The organism is Abyssibacter sp., assembly GCF_964229365.1.
Classification (GTDB): Bacteria; Pseudomonadota; Gammaproteobacteria; order Nevskiales; family OUC007; genus Abyssibacter.
The window spans coordinates 17586-31515 of the sequence record NZ_CAXRDQ010000006.1 but is presented as its reverse complement, the minus strand read 5'-3'; the positions used below and the strand labels follow the sequence as shown (position 1 = coordinate 31515).

The window sequence follows — 13930 nt, the reverse complement described above, 5'->3', positions numbered from 1 at the left end:
TCCCCGTGGCCAGTCCATGGCCAACGCCTGCGTCTTAACGCTCGAACATCGCCGCGATGAAGGCCTCGGCATCGAACACGCCCAAATCCTCGGCTGATTCGCCAACCCCGACAAAGCGAATGGGCAACCCAAGCCGTTTGGCGATGGCGAATACGATACCGCCACGAGCGGTGCCGTCCAGCTTGGTGACCGTGATGCCTGTCAAGCCCACGGCCTCGTGGAATTGCACGGCCTGATTGAGTGCATTGTTCCCGGTTGTCGCATCCACCACCAGCATCACCTCGTGGGGCGCATAGGCGTCGTGTTTCTGCACCACGCGCTTGATCTTGCGCAACTCTTCCATCAGGTGCCCTTGCGTGTGCAAGCGTCCAGCGGTGTCGGCGATGATCACGTCGATACCGCGCCCCTTGGCAGCCTGCACCGCGTCGTAGATGACCGAAGCTGAATCCGCGTTCTGGCCCTGTGCAATCACCGGGACGTTGTTGCGTTCACCCCAGGTCTTGAGCTGGTCCACCGCGGCGGCGCGGAAGGTGTCGCCCGCAGCCAGCATCACCGACTTGCCCTCTTGCTGGAAGCGTCGTGCCAGCTTTCCGATCGTCGTGGTCTTGCCCGCTCCGTTCACCCCGACCATCAGGATGATGTACGGACGGATGAACTCGGGGATATCCAGCGGTTCGGAAACGGGCGCGAGGATTCCGCCCATGACGTTCGCAATCGCCTTGCGCAGCTGCTCCGCGTTGCGGATGCGGCCGGCGTTGGCTTCGGCACGCAGGTGGTCGACGATGGCCATGGTGGCTTCGACACCGACATCGGCGGTCAGCAGCCGTGTTTCCAGTTCTTCCAGGGCGTCGTCGTCCAATCCCTGGCCCGGCAGAAGATTGCCGAGGTCGTAGGTGAGCCAGGAGTCGCCCTTGTTGATCTTGGTGCGCAGGCGGGCGATGAACCCGCCGCTACTGGACTCGGTGCTCATGCGGTCCACACCGCGCGGGCGGCTTCGATCGTCAGGTCGATGTCGTTCGCGGTGTGGCTGGCAGAGACAAAACCGGCTTCGAAGGCCGAGGGTGCGAGATAAACGCCGCGGTTCAGCATGCCGTGGAAGAATTCACCAAAGCGGACCGTGTCGCAGGCCGTGACATCGGCGTAGCTGCGTACCGGGCCGTCGGTCATGTACAGGCCAAACATGCCGCCCATCCAGTCGCCCTGCAGCGCGACACCTGCGCCTTTGGCGTGCGTGACCAGGCCCTGCACGAGGCGGCTGGTCGTGTTTTCCAGCGATTCGTAAAAGCCCGGCTCGCGCAGCGCCTTCAAGGTCGCCAGGCCCGCCGCCGTCGCCAGCGGATTGCCCGACAACGTGCCGGCCTGATAAACCGGTCCGGTCGGCGCCAGCTGCTCCATCAGGTCTCGGCGGCCGCCGAGTGCGCCCACGGGCAAACCACCACCGATGACCTTGCCCAGCGTGGTCAGATCCGGGGTGATCCCGTACACCGCTTGCGCACCGCCCAGGGCTACCCGAAAGCCGGTCATGACTTCGTCAAAGATCAGCACGCTGCCGTAGTCGTCACAGAGCGCGCGCAGACCTTCGAGGAATCCGTCGGCCGGTTTGACGAAGTTCATGTTCCCGGCAATGGGTTCGAGGATGATGCAGGCAATGTCATCGCCGTGATCGGCGAACAGTGCCTTCACCGAGTCCAGGTCGTTGTAGGTCGCGGTCAGCGTGTGCTTGGCAATATCTGCCGGGATGCCGGGAGAACTGGGCACGCCCAGGGTCAGCGCGCCGGAGCCTGCCTTGACCAGCAGCGAATCGGCATGGCCGTGATAGTTGCCTTCGAACTTGAGGATTGCGTCCCGGCCTGTGGCGCCGCGGGCCAGGCGGATCGCGGTCATCGTCGCTTCGGTGCCGGAATTGACCAGCCGCACCTGCTGCATCGATGGCACGCAGGCGCACAGTTGTTCGGCCAGGTCGCATTCCAGCGCGGTCGGCGCTCCGAATGACAGGCCGCGTTCGGCCTGGGAGCGCACGGCGTCGATGACGCCCGGATGGGCATGGCCGAGGATCATCGGCCCCCAGGAGCCGACGTAATCGATGTAGCGCTGGCCGTCAGCGTCCCAGATGTAGGCGCCGGCGGCGCGGTCGATGAAGCGGGGCGTGCCGCCCACGCCCTTGAAGGCGCGGACCGGCGAATTCACCCCGCCTGGGATCACGCGCTGGGCGCGTTCGAACAGTGATTCGGATTGCGTCATGTCTGACTCAGCATGGAATTGAGTTCTCGCACGGCTTGAGCCGGATCGGCGGCGGCAAAGATTCCGTCGACACAGGCCAGCAGGTCGGCGCCGTGGCGGACGAGCATGCCGGCATTGTCCCGCGTAATGCCGCCGATCACCGCCACGGGGACATTCAGCCGCGAGCGTGCGGTGCGAAGAATATCAGGCCGGGCCGGCGAGGCTTCGGGCTTGGTCCTGGATGGGAAGAAGCGGCCGAAGGACACGTAGTCTGCGCCGCCTTCGACGGCTTGCACCGCGCGATCGATATCGTCGTAGACAGAGACGCCAATCAGCGCCTGGGCACCGAGACGGGAGCGCGCGGCGCCGACATTGGCGTCATCACGCCCCAGATGCACACCAACGCCCAGTGCCGAGGCCAGTTCGAGCTGATCGTTGATAACCAGGGGCACGCCGGATTCCTCACACAGGTGTTTGAGGCGGACGGCGACCTGTGGGTCGGGCGAGGGCTTGGCGCGGTATTGCAGCAACGCCGGCCGTGCGCTCAGCACGGATGCGCAGGTATCGATCAGGTGATCGGCCGGCCAATCTGTAGGTGTCACCGGATAGGCGCCACGGAGCGCGGTGATCTGCATCGGTCAGAATTGCCGGTTTGGAATCGATTGACCGGCGCCGGGCCGGATCGCCCCGGCCAGGGACCGATCGACATACGCCTGCGCGGCCTTCGAAGCAGCCGGAACGTCAAGCCCCAGTGCGAGGTGGGTGGCCAGCGCAGCCGCCAGCGTGCAACCCGTGCCGTGAAACTGGCCCACGCGGCGGGGCCAGCGCTGCATGGTGGATCCGGATTCGCCGGCGAGCAGGTTGTCGACCTGCTCGGTCGCGGCATCGCCGCCAGTGACCAAGGCCCAGCGCGCGCCCAGCCGCAGCAACGCATCCGCAGCGGCTTGAGGGTTCGTCTCGCCCGTCAGCGCAGCCGCCTCCGGCAGGTTTGGCGTGATCACCGTGCAGCGTTTGAGTAGCTGTGCCTTGAGAAAGGGCACCAGGCTGGATTCCGCCAATGCGCCACCGCCGGAGGCGATCAGTACCGGGTCGAGCACGATCGGCACGCCATCCAGGGCGTCCAGCGTCGGAAGAATCGCCGCCGCAACGTCGACGCTGGGCAGCAGGCCGATCTTGATGGCCGCGGGCCGCATGTCCTCGGCCAGTCGCTCCAGTTGAGCACGGACCTGATCTGCCGGCGTCGCAAACACCGCGTAGGCGTTTTGTGTGTTCTGTTCGGTGAGGGCCGTGATCGCCAGCGCGGGATGCGCACCGAGAGCCGACACGGTTTGAACATCCGCGATCTGCCCGGCGCCCCCGCTGGGGTCATGCCCAGAAATCACCAGCACAATGGGGGTCATGTCAACAAGTTTAGCACTCGATGCTCGGCCGGTTATGCACAGTGCTGCGGTGCAACATGCGCGTTTGGCACCGTATTGGTGCGCCGATCCATGGGTTGCGGTGACGGCAAATATAACTTGTTGATTTTTAGTAAATATTTCATGTTGGTTACAAGTTGATCGACGTGGTCGATTGCCAGCAAACAACGCGGTTTTTGCGACTTGCGAAAGTTCTTTCCACATAGTTATCCACAGTTTCTGTGGGTATGATGGAAAAACGTCGTATCGGCAGCGACTTAGCGCATATTCATGAGTCGGAACCTTTGCTTTCGGCGCTAAATTGGATCGTGCCGGCGAGGTCCACGTCGGTGCGCGTACGCTGTGCTAACGTTCGCCGATGCGCACCGTTGAGACTGCCGAATCGCAGTGCTGTCGTGGGATTCCGGACGCGTGTGAGCCTTATCAAGCGTCATTTCGTCACCGGTCGGTCATGCCGCGGTGCGGGACGCCTTGGCCCGTGACCGTCCGGATGGTCATGGTGGTGCTGGGCTGCACCGGTCTGTTGCCGGGCTGCGAGTTTTTTCGTGACGAGGTTGAGCGCGCTGAACGCAATTGCGTACAAGTGGCGCAACCGGTGGATGACGGCGCGGTAGATGATGGCGCGAAGCACTGCCAATTGGTGCGGTCGGCCTGTGAGATGGATCGGGAGGGGGCGGCGTGTCAGGCCTTGCTGGAGCGGTATCGTTGATCACCCTGGACGGGGTGCTGATCAATCTCGGGTACGGCTTGATGCTGCTGGCGTTGCTGGCCCGCGACATCCTGTGGCTGCGCACGATTCTGATCCTCGCGCAGTCCTGTCTCTGTACCTATGCCTTGCACGCCGGGGCTCCGAATGTCGCCGCATGGAACGCCTTGTTCGTCGCCATCAACATCGGACAAGTGATCCGGATCTTGCTGGAGCGTCGTGCGGTTCAGCTACCGGATGGACTGGATGCGATTTACTCGCTGAATTTCAGCGTCATGACCGTCCCCGAATTTCTGGGTCTGTGGCGGCGTGCCTGCGAGGTCCGGGCATTCAGCGGCGAGCTGCTGGCGCAGGGCGAGGCCAATGATCGATTGATCGTGTTAACCGACGGCGAAGTCCGGGTCGTGGTCCACGGCCACGACGTGGCCACGCTGGGGCCCGGCGATCTGGTCGCTGAGATGAGTTTTCTGACCCAGGAACCCACCTCCGCGGCGGTGGTCGCCGACAAGCCAGTCTCTTACCGCTACTGGACGCGGGTCATGCTGGAGCGGACCCGACTGCGTAAGCCGGCGCTGTGGAGCAAGCTCCAGGCCGCCATTGGCCGCGATCTGGTGCGCAAAATACGCCAGGTGGATTCGCAGGCCGCACCTCAGGACGAATCGGAATTGCGGGGAAACACGACGACGTGATCGGTGGCCACCCGGATGCCGATGGGTTCGCCGATACGGTGGTTGTGATGGCTGGGCACGAGCGACAGCACGCGTGCACCGCTATCAAGCTGCAGCGTGTACAGAATCTGCGCGCCGCGGAACGCCTTGCGGACCACGACGGCCTGCTGGGGGCTGGCGTCGTCATGCACGATGTCGTCCGGGCGTAGCAGCACATCGACGTCGTTGACCGGCGCGCCAACCCATTCGCCGCGCAGCAGGCCGAGTTCCGTTGTTGCGCCGTCATCGCCATCGGCCCGACCCGGCAACAACACGCCTTCGCCCACAAAGCGTGCGACGAAGCGGTTGGCCGGACGGTGGTAGAGGTTGTATGGCGTATCCCATTGCTGCAGCACGCCGGCTGACATCACCGCGATGCGATCTGCCATCGCGAATGCCTCCAACTGATCGTGGGTGACCATGAGTGCGGTCATGCCGGCGCGTTTAAGAATTTCGCGAACCTCCTGCGACAGGCGCTCCCGTAACTCCGTGTCCAGATTGGAGAAGGGTTCGTCCAGCAGAATCATTTTCGGCTCCGGCGCTAAGGACCGGGCCAATGCGACGCGCTGCGCCTGCCCTCCGGACAACGCATGCGGATAGGCCGTCTCGTAGCCCTGCAAGCCCACGAGTTCGAGCACGGCGGTGACACGCTGATGTCGTTCAGCCCTGGTCAGATGCCGCAGGCCAAACGCGACGTTCGAGGCCACATCCAGATGCGGCAGCAGGGCGTGATCCTGGAACACCATGCCGATGCGCCGGCGCTCGGCCGGGACATGGGTTTCGGCCGAGCTGAGGATCGTCTCGCCCGTTCGGATCGCGCCCGTATCGGGCTGATCGAACCCTGCGATCAGCCGGAGCAACGTGGTCTTGCCGCAGCCGCTAGGACCCAGTACGCAGCCGATCTCTCCGGCGTCCAGCTGCAGTGACACGCCGTGAAGAACGGTGCGGTCGGCGTACCGCTTGCTAAGCGTGTTCAGGCTAAGCTGCATGGGCGTCGGTCCACTCGGTCATGTTGTCGGCTGCACCGTGGCGCCGTGTGTGTGGCTCGGAGCCGCGGACCAGCCAGAACACCGGAATCAGACCCGCCAGCACAATGGCGACGCCAGGCACGGCGGCCCGCGACCACTCGCCTTCAGCGGTCATTTCGAACACGCGCACGGCGAGCGTGTCCCAGCCATAAGGGCGTGTCATCAGTGTTAGCGGCAATTCCTTCATCACGTCGACAAAGACCAGGATCGCGGCCGTGACCAGCCCGCCACGAATCATCGGTGCGTGGACTCTGCGTGCCATGTCCCAGGTCGAACTGCCCAGGCTGCGGGCCACGTCTTCCATGGCCGGCGATACGCGCATCAGCTGCCCCTCGATCGGATGCGTGGCCACCGTCAGGAAACGGGCGCCATAGCCCAGCAGGAGCGTCGCCAGCCCGGCATGCAGCGCGATGCGGATCGTTGAGCTCGACCAGCCGCTCAGCGTGGTGCTGAGCCATTCGGATAGCCCGGCGAGCGGGACGAACAACGCGACCGCCAGTACGGTTCCCGGAATGGCGTAACCCGCCGTGGCCAGCCGCCCCAGCATCCGGGTTCCGCGCCGCCCATCCTGCCGCAGCAGCCACGCGAGGAGCAGGCCGACGACGGTCAGCAGGCCGGCCGCCATGCCGGCGAGCAGCAGAGAATGACCGGCGAATCCAATCAGCCGGCTGTCGATATCGGCACGGTGAAACCATGCCCAGCTCGCCAACTGCGCCAACGGTGCGATGGCGCCCGCGATCACCACGAGGCCGCAGCCGGCCGATGCAGCCCACCCACGCCAGCCGGATAAGGCCAATCGATGTGTCGCCTGTATGCCGGCGTCTCCGACGAACCGTTGGTGCCGACGCTGCCGGCGCTCCAAGGTCGCGATCACGAGGGCGATGCCCACCAGCACGCAGGCCAACGCCAGTGCGCCATCGATGGAGAACAGGGCGAACCAGCTCTGGTAGATCGCGGTGGTCAGCGTTCGGACATTAAAGGCGGAGACGGCACCAAAATCAGCCAGCGTTTCCATCATGACCAGCAACGCGCCGCCGGCGATCCAGGGCCGGGCGAGCGGCAGGCCGATGCGCAGAAAACCGGCGACCGGGCCGTATCCCAGCGACGCGGCGACCTCCAGGGCTCGACGCCCCTGCGACAGGAAGGCGTTGCGGGCCAGCAGATAGACGTAGGGATAAAGTGCCAGCGCCAGCACCAGGGCGGCCCCGCCGACCGAACGGATTGGCGGTAGCTGCGCGTGGGGGCCGAACCAGTCACGCAGCCACGAGGCCACGGGCCCAGCGTAGTCGAACCAGCCGATGTACACCGTTGCGAGCAGGTAGGCCGGTATCGCAAGCGGCAGGATTAATGCGGCCGTCAGCCAGCGCCGACCAGGAAAGTCATAAAGGCTGGTCACCCAGGCACAGCCCACGCCGATGGTCGTTGCCAGCAGCACGGTGGCCAGTGCGAGGACCAACGTCGTCGGCACAACCTGGGGCAGCATCGTCCCGCCGACGAATTGCCAGACCTCCATGTCCGGGCGCAGCAAGGCACCGAGCATGGTGACCAGGGCCGCAGCGACCGGCAGGGCAATCAGCAGCGCCAGGGGATGCGCAGGCAGTCGTCGGCGACGACGTCGATGGGCCATTCAGGAGGGCCAATCAGGAGACTTGGGGCGGGCGATCAATGATACCCGGCGCGTTCCATCAACCTGACCGCGTCGGGTTGCAGTTTGCCGGCCTCCGACACGTTGATCACGTTGGGAACGAAATCACCCCAGGCCTTGACCAACGGGTCGGAGGGCACGGTCGGATTGGCCGGATATTCCAGGTTGCCGTCGGCCAGAATCTCCTGGGCTTCCGGACCCGCGAGCCATTCCAGAAACGCCTGTGCAGCCTCGAACTGATCGGTGGACGCGGCAATGCCCGCGCCGGATACATTGACGTGAACGCCGCGAATATCACCCAGCTCCGAGTCCTGATTTGGCCAGAACAGTGCCAGTGGGATGTCGGGATCGGTGCGTTGCATGCGGCCGAAGTAGTACGTGTTGACAATGCCCACATCGCATTGCCCGGCGACGATGGCCTCCATGACGGCGTTGTCGTTGGAGAACGGCTCGGCGGCAAGGTTGTTCACCCAGCCGCGGACGACGGCTTCAGCCGCCTGCTCACCCTGCGCGGAAATCATCATCGCCACCAAGGATTGGTTGTAGACCTTTTGGGAGGTGCGCAGGCATAAGCGGTCGTCCCATTCGGGGTCGGCCAGTGCGGCATATGTGCTCAAGGACTCAGGATCAACGCGCTCGGTGGAGTGGATGATGGTGCGCGCCCGCACTGAGAGGCCGTACCACCGGCTCTCCGGGTCCCGAAGATGCGCGGGGATGCGGTCGTCAAGCGTCTCGGATTGGGCAGGTCGCAACAGATCATCGCTGGCGGCCTTCCACAGATTGCCGGCGTCGACGGTGATCAGCAGGTCGGCGGGGCTGCCCTGTCCCTCGCTGCGCATGCGCTGCAGAAGCGGACCTTCCTTGCCGGTGATGAATTGGATGGGCTGGCCGGTGTCTTGAGTGTAGCGGTCGAAAACCGGTTTGATCAGCTGCTCGTTGCGAGAGGAATAGACGATGAGCGGCGCCTTGCTCCCGGCATCATCCGACGAACCGGAACAGGCCGTGAGCGTGAGTGCCGCGCCAAGCGCGAGCAATGCCGAAGTGCGAATCATGTCGCGCCTTAAATGGGAATGATTCTCATATTGTAGGCGCTTGTGATCGACACGCAATGCGGTGGCGGCTCAATGTGGCCCCAAATCGCCGCCGACCCTAGCGCCCGGCGCGCGCGTTCCGCTAGTTGAGCTGTGCCCCGAGGGCCTGTCCGTAGAGCAGCAATGGCGGAAGCTGCAGCGGGATGAGCACGGCGTCGCGCAGTCTGTCGTGCTCCGGTTGCCGCGCGGGTGCCAGCCATTCGGCCAGCAGCGGAGCCGCGGCGGCCAATGCCACGGCGGCCCAAGCCTCGGCGGTAGGCCAAAGAGACACCGGCCCGGTCACGTCCACAGCCCAGCGAAACAGAATCGCGAGAACCAGAAACCCCTGAATCGGCAAGATCGCCCCTGGGATCCGTTCCATGGCCGGCAGCAGCGGTAGACACAAGGAGATCAGAAAGCCCAGATTGAGCAGATCGGCCCATTGGCTCGGTGCCAGAGCCGCGGTCAGCGGAGCGGCGTCGTTCAATCCGTAGATTGTTGGATAGGCGAGCGCGACAAAAGCCAGGACACAGGCAGACCGCGCCAACGGCAGCAGTGCGTGTTGAGTGAGCCACGCCGCCCAGTGAGGGTCGGCTAGGCGCGTCAGCAACCAGGGCTCAATCACGACCAGTGCGCCGACCAAAACGATAAAGAGCAGCGCGGCGTCGATCACTAGGTCAGCACTTCCCCGCGCAGCGACAAGGCTCGCGTGGCTTCAAGGTGGAAATGGCGGAGAATCGATGGATGTCGGCGCCACCGTCGGTCGGAGACAAGTTGAATTTCGTGCGCCGCATCACGCTACTGCTTGCATCGCGGGTACTTTCCTCAGACGCTTTAGAAACAATAAATAAGTGATCGATCAATCATCAACACCGGTTTCGGTATGCCCAGTCGCTTGTGAGGCGTAACGCTTCTTGCGGAGATCATGGCGCTGCAACGGAATCGGTGTTGGCACGACAAACTCAAGACAGGGAGAATCATCATGGTCGGAGATAGTCGAAGCTTCGCACGCCCCGCGTGTGCGCTGTTAATCGGAGCCGCCGCACTAGGCCTGAGTGCCTGCAGTGAATCGGAAGTGGATATTGTCGCCTTCGAGGAACTCACGATGGTGTCGGCGACGATCGCCCCGGAAGACGAGCGCTGCGCGTTCGGCGGCGCCATCATCCAGACAGGTCTGGACACCAATCGAAACGGCACCCTCGACGGGGACGAAGTAGACGCCAGTTCAGGGCAGGTTCGCTGCAACAACACACAGCCGGCGGCCGCCAGCCCGCTGATCTCCGCATTTGTTGCGGGGCAGGGCATGCCAACGGCCGGCTCCAGCACGACGCTGTCAGTGACGGCGACCGATAGCAGCGGCGGTTCGGCCGTGAGCTACGAATGGTTTGATGTGACCAACGGGATGGTCCTGGCGGAGGTCGGCTCGACCTTGGCGGTGGCGATCCCGGCCGATGCCGAACCCGGTGACACCTTCGTGTACCAGGTGACGGTGACCGATGCGGCGCAGGTCGAGCAGGTGCGGCGCATCGTGCTGACGGTGAGCGAACTGAATGTTCGCCCGGTGACCACCGTGTCGACCCAGTCGCATCAGATTTTCCTGCCCGATGGTCTGGCAGCGCCTGTGGATCAGCCCACCGGTGATTTTGACGGTGTCGTGTTCTTCGCAGGCACGGACAGCATCCCGGCCAACCAGCAGAAGATGGGCAATCGCTCGCGGCGGGACCTGGGTGGATTCGCTGCACAGCGGCGCAATTTCGGGTTTGGAAACAACTCGCGGGAAGAACTGGACAACCTGCGAAATTCGATCTCGTCGCGGAACGAGTACACGTTGACGAACATCGCCACGGCGGTGACACGCGCCTGCGCGGTGGGCCGGTACTCCATGGCGCTGGAGAACGCCACGTCACCGACCGACCTCACCCGCGCCCTCGTGGAACTGGTCGGCCTGTCCGTGGATCCCGGTGCGCTCGGCAGCTTCCCGGACGGCCTGCCCGACGAGGTCTTGGCCGCGCTGTACGAGTTCCGGCTATCGGTTTGCTTCTACTCACCGGATGACGTCGTGGTCCTGGTGTCGCTGGTGGTGGACGCTGTCAAAGAGCAGTACGAAGCCGTGACCAGCGGCGTGACGGACGGCACGAACGTGGGTGAGGCCGACGCCATGCGGGAGCAGCAAACCGACGAGTTTGTCGGTACCGGCGCAGGCGGCCTGGCGGACTTCCTGTTCGTCATCGACAACAGCGGCAGCATGGGCGACGAACAAGACGCCTTGTCGCAGGCGGCTTCGGATTTCATCAGTGTCGTGACCAACTCCGGGCTGGACTTCCAGATCGGGACGGTCACAACGGATCGTCAGACCCTGCGCGGTGTGGGCTACACCAACGACACCACGCAGTTCCAGGACGACGCGCGACCGGGTACGGGTGGCAGCGGGACGGAATCCGGCATCTACTGGGCCGAGCGTTCACTGCTGTCCACCGCATTGGGTGACGCCGAGGACGGCAGCAGCACCCTGGCCGGGTACCCAAGAACCGGGGCCAGCATGTCGGTGGTGATGCTCAGCGATGAACCTGACCAGTACTCCCGGTACGCCGGATCGACATTCGACCCGAACAGCAATCTGTTCATCGATCGCAGCTATCCGGTCTACTCGATCATCAATGAGGGGAGCCCTGGCGACTACGACGATCTCGCGTTGGCGACGGGCGGTTCAGTCGCGAGCATTGACGACATCACCCAGTTCCCGGCGATCATGAACGCGATCGCGACCAACGCGGGCGGTGCGGCGAGTCTGTTCCAGCTCAGTGAAACGCCGATTTCCAGCACGATTGTCGTGACGGTGGACGGCGTATCGCTGGCCGAGGATTCGACCAACGGCTGGCAATACGTGTCGGGTAGCAACTCCATCGTGTTCCGCGGCGACGCGGTGCCCAGTGAAGGCGTGGAGATCCTGGTCAGCTACCAGTACATCGACGACGGCGAGCCGGCTTCGCCCTAGTTGCCGCTCTGCGAGAAGTAAGACGGCCGGGTTTCGACCCGGCCGTTTTGTTGCAGCGTTCAGCGCGGCCGGGCGGCTCGCACCATCTGCTGGACGAAACAGGCGATCTGGTGCAAACGGGCGATGGGGTCGCGCAACTCCAGAAGCTGTTGCTTCACATCGACGGGTATGGGCAGCAACTCCGCGAGGCGGCTGCTCACCCAGCGCGCGTTATGAGGTTGCGGGGTGTCGAGATCGAACGGGGGGCCGAGTTCCGTGATCAGCTGCATCGCGAGGTCGGCCAGGTGCTCGTAAGATTCTGGGACCGCACCGGCCGGTTCGTCGCCGTATAGCTCGGTGTCGCCCACCCATAACCCCGCCTTGGTCTGCCGGGGCGCCTGGATGTGAACGCGCTGCTGCCCTCGGCAGATAATGCCCAGATAGCCGTGTTCCAGCGGTTCGAAGTCGATGATCTCGCTGTAGGTGCCAACATCGAACGGACGGTTGTCGCGATCGGTTTCGCGACCCGACGCCAGCAGCACGATCACAAACCCCGTTCCGTTGCGCATGCAATCGCGCACCATGTCGTGATAGCGCGTTTCGAAGATGCGCAGCGGCGTCAGCCCGCCGGGCATTACGAGGTTCGAGAGCGGAAACAGCGGAACGTCGGTCGTAATCAAGAGGGCGGTGGCTCCTCCATGCTCGGTGTGCAGTGTAGCCCCATTGTCGGCGAAACGCTGAGTGGCTCAGGGTCTCCCGACCAGCGCTGCGGGAGCGGGGACGACACCACAAAAACAAGCCCGGTATCGGCGTTGACGATCCGCGGCGTTGCGTGTCTGCTAGCCTTTCGAATCCCGCGAATCAGGACACGCACGCATGAAAAGTGCTGGCGCATGCACGGCATGGCTATTGGTTACCCTTCTCCTGGCCGGCTGCGGCAAGTCGGCCCCTGATCAACCGCCGCCATTGTTCCCAGGGGCGCCGACCTTTGACCTGCTGTCGGATGAATTTCCGGTTGAATCCTTGTTCGGACCGTTGCCCGCGCCGGAATTCGTCCAGTTGAGCTACCTCGAAGACATCGAGCTGCGGCCTGGCGCAACGCCTGTGGAGCATCTGTTTGAATTGATGATCCGCAAGGGCAGTCAAGGGTCGATGGGCCGCGTGCGATCGGAGTTCACCTTCGCGGAAACCAACAGCCATGCGGTCGAGGAATCGCTGCAAGTTGCGGACCTGTTCGAGTTTTTCACCTATGCCTATGAGCCAGCGACCGCGACCGCGCCGGAGACGGTGACACGTAGCTACGTCGCGCAGATCGACCAGGTGCTTGGCCAGCTGTTTCCGCTCGCGGTTGAGAATCGCCTGATGTTCGAGGTGACACGCCACTATCAGGTGGAGCGTGACGGCGAGCGTGCCGAGGCACAAACGCTGGAATTCGCCTATGACATGCGAGTTGATCGCAAGGTCGACCCGGCGAATTATCCGTCGGTTAGCCTGACCGAGCCGGTCTGGGTGATTCAGATCCTGGAAGTTGATCCCGATGGCGTCGAGCACCGCCGCGAGGCGCATTTTTCGCCAGAGATCGGCATGCCCATCTTCGACGCTCGGCGCCGCGGCGGCGTGGTCACGACCCGTCGTCTGGTGCGTTGGGAGCGGTAACGCTAGCGCAGGCGCTCCAGCAGATACCAGCAGTTGCAGCCGTGGTGACCGGTGTCGCCAAGCGGCGCGTCCAGGCGCAGGAAGCCGGCCCGCTCGTAAAGCGCCCGGGCCGCGTCCATCTGGGTTAGCGTCTCCAGATAGATACGTTGAAATCCGTGGTCCCACGCTGCCGCGATCGTGGTGGTCAGGAGTTGGTGGCCCAATCCGTATCCGCGAGCCGGGCGGGCCAGATACATCTTTCTCAGTTCGGCGGTTGCAAACCCGCCGCCCGTTAACGGCGCGATTCCCGCGCCGCCAAGCACCTGCTGGTTGCAGTGCGCCACGAAGTAGGCGTGCCGTGGGCGGTCATAGGCGCTGCTCAGTGCCTGCATCTCTGTATCCTGTCCGGCAAAGCCGTCGCCGCCTGCGTCGAATTCGGCCAGTGCGTCGTGAATGACCTTAGCCAGGGAAAGGTCGTCTGCAGGCTGGATGGGTCGGATCAGTGCTTGCACGACAGTCTGGCGGGT

At 63.9% G+C, this 13930-nt stretch carries 14 protein-coding genes; 4 read left to right on the top strand and 10 right to left on the bottom strand.

Going from position 1 to position 13930, the window contains the following annotated elements:
• Window positions 1–34 precede the first annotated feature (34 nt).
• From ftsY to ACE1EY_RS01025, 4 genes are read right to left on the bottom strand one after another with little or no spacing between them, the layout of a single operon-like run.
• The gene (gene ftsY / locus ACE1EY_RS01040) at window positions 35–970 is read right to left on the bottom strand and encodes a signal recognition particle-docking protein FtsY (protein WP_370299234.1); all 936 of its coding nucleotides are present in this window, start codon (window positions 968–970) and stop codon (window positions 35–37) included.
• Window positions 967–2241 carry a glutamate-1-semialdehyde 2,1-aminomutase gene (gene hemL / locus ACE1EY_RS01035; RefSeq protein ID WP_291513227.1) on the bottom strand — a complete coding sequence of 425 codons (1275 nt, stop codon included), beginning with the start codon at window positions 2239–2241 and terminating at the stop codon, window positions 967–969. The genes ftsY and hemL overlap by 4 nt, the downstream gene beginning before the upstream one ends.
• Window positions 2238–2855 carry a thiamine phosphate synthase gene (gene thiE, locus ACE1EY_RS01030; RefSeq protein WP_291513228.1) on the bottom strand — a complete coding sequence of 206 codons (618 nt, stop codon included), beginning with the start codon at window positions 2853–2855 and terminating at the stop codon, window positions 2238–2240. Before thiE ends, hemL begins: the two co-directional genes overlap by 4 nt.
• A 3-nt stretch (window positions 2856–2858) precedes the next feature.
• Window positions 2859–3620, bottom strand: coding sequence for a hydroxymethylpyrimidine/phosphomethylpyrimidine kinase (locus ACE1EY_RS01025; RefSeq protein ID WP_291513229.1), 762 nt, complete (start codon window positions 3618–3620; stop codon window positions 2859–2861).
• 496 nt (window positions 3621–4116) lie between these two features.
• Between ACE1EY_RS01025 and ACE1EY_RS01020 the strand changes: the two genes are divergently transcribed.
• On the top strand, window positions 4117–4347 hold the full coding sequence (locus tag ACE1EY_RS01020; RefSeq protein ID WP_291513230.1) for a hypothetical protein: 231 nt from the start codon (window positions 4117–4119) through the stop codon (window positions 4345–4347).
• A complete protein-coding gene (locus ACE1EY_RS01015; protein WP_373928024.1) occupies window positions 4317–5033 on the top strand; it encodes a cyclic nucleotide-binding domain-containing protein in 717 nt (238 codons plus the stop codon). The genes ACE1EY_RS01020 and ACE1EY_RS01015 overlap by 31 nt, the downstream gene beginning before the upstream one ends.
• On the opposite strand, the gene ACE1EY_RS01010 is transcribed toward ACE1EY_RS01015, so the two are convergent.
• From ACE1EY_RS01010 to ACE1EY_RS00995, 4 genes are all read right to left on the bottom strand, one after another.
• Window positions 4994–6040: an ABC transporter ATP-binding protein gene (locus ACE1EY_RS01010; RefSeq protein WP_291513232.1), complete on the bottom strand. Its 1047-nt coding sequence runs from the start codon at window positions 6038–6040 to the stop codon at window positions 4994–4996. The genes ACE1EY_RS01015 and ACE1EY_RS01010 overlap by 40 nt on opposite strands.
• Window positions 6030–7706, bottom strand: coding sequence for an iron ABC transporter permease (locus tag ACE1EY_RS01005; RefSeq protein ID WP_291513233.1), 1677 nt, complete (start codon window positions 7704–7706; stop codon window positions 6030–6032). The genes ACE1EY_RS01010 and ACE1EY_RS01005 overlap by 11 nt, the downstream gene beginning before the upstream one ends.
• 35 nt (window positions 7707–7741) lie before the next feature.
• Window positions 7742–8776: an extracellular solute-binding protein gene (locus tag ACE1EY_RS01000; RefSeq protein ID WP_370299233.1), complete on the bottom strand. Its 1035-nt coding sequence runs from the start codon at window positions 8774–8776 to the stop codon at window positions 7742–7744.
• Window positions 8777–8897: 121 nt separating this feature from the next.
• Window positions 8898–9467 (bottom strand): hypothetical protein, encoded by a 570-nt coding sequence (locus ACE1EY_RS00995; protein ID WP_370299232.1) that lies wholly within the window; start codon window positions 9465–9467, stop codon window positions 8898–8900.
• Between the two features lie 402 nt (window positions 9468–9869).
• Here ACE1EY_RS00995 and ACE1EY_RS00990 point away from each other — a divergent pair, with 402 nt between their 5' ends.
• Window positions 9870–11789: a hypothetical protein gene (locus ACE1EY_RS00990; protein WP_370299231.1), complete on the top strand. Its 1920-nt coding sequence runs from the start codon at window positions 9870–9872 to the stop codon at window positions 11787–11789.
• Window positions 11790–11848: 59 nt separating this feature from the next.
• On the opposite strand, the gene ACE1EY_RS00985 is transcribed toward ACE1EY_RS00990, so the two are convergent.
• The gene (locus tag ACE1EY_RS00985; RefSeq protein ID WP_291513237.1) at window positions 11849–12448 is read right to left on the bottom strand and encodes an LON peptidase substrate-binding domain-containing protein; all 600 of its coding nucleotides are present in this window, start codon (window positions 12446–12448) and stop codon (window positions 11849–11851) included.
• Between the two features lie 229 nt (window positions 12449–12677).
• Between ACE1EY_RS00985 and ACE1EY_RS00980 the strand changes: the two genes are divergently transcribed.
• Window positions 12678–13424 carry a hypothetical protein gene (locus ACE1EY_RS00980; protein WP_291513238.1) on the top strand — a complete coding sequence of 249 codons (747 nt, stop codon included), beginning with the start codon at window positions 12678–12680 and terminating at the stop codon, window positions 13422–13424.
• A gap of 2 nt (window positions 13425–13426) precedes the next feature.
• Here ACE1EY_RS00980 and ACE1EY_RS00975 read toward each other — a convergent pair whose 3' ends face one another.
• Entirely contained in the window at window positions 13427–13915 is a 489-nt protein-coding gene (locus ACE1EY_RS00975) for a GNAT family N-acetyltransferase (protein WP_370299230.1), read from the bottom strand.
• Window positions 13916–13930: the final 15 nt, after the last annotated feature.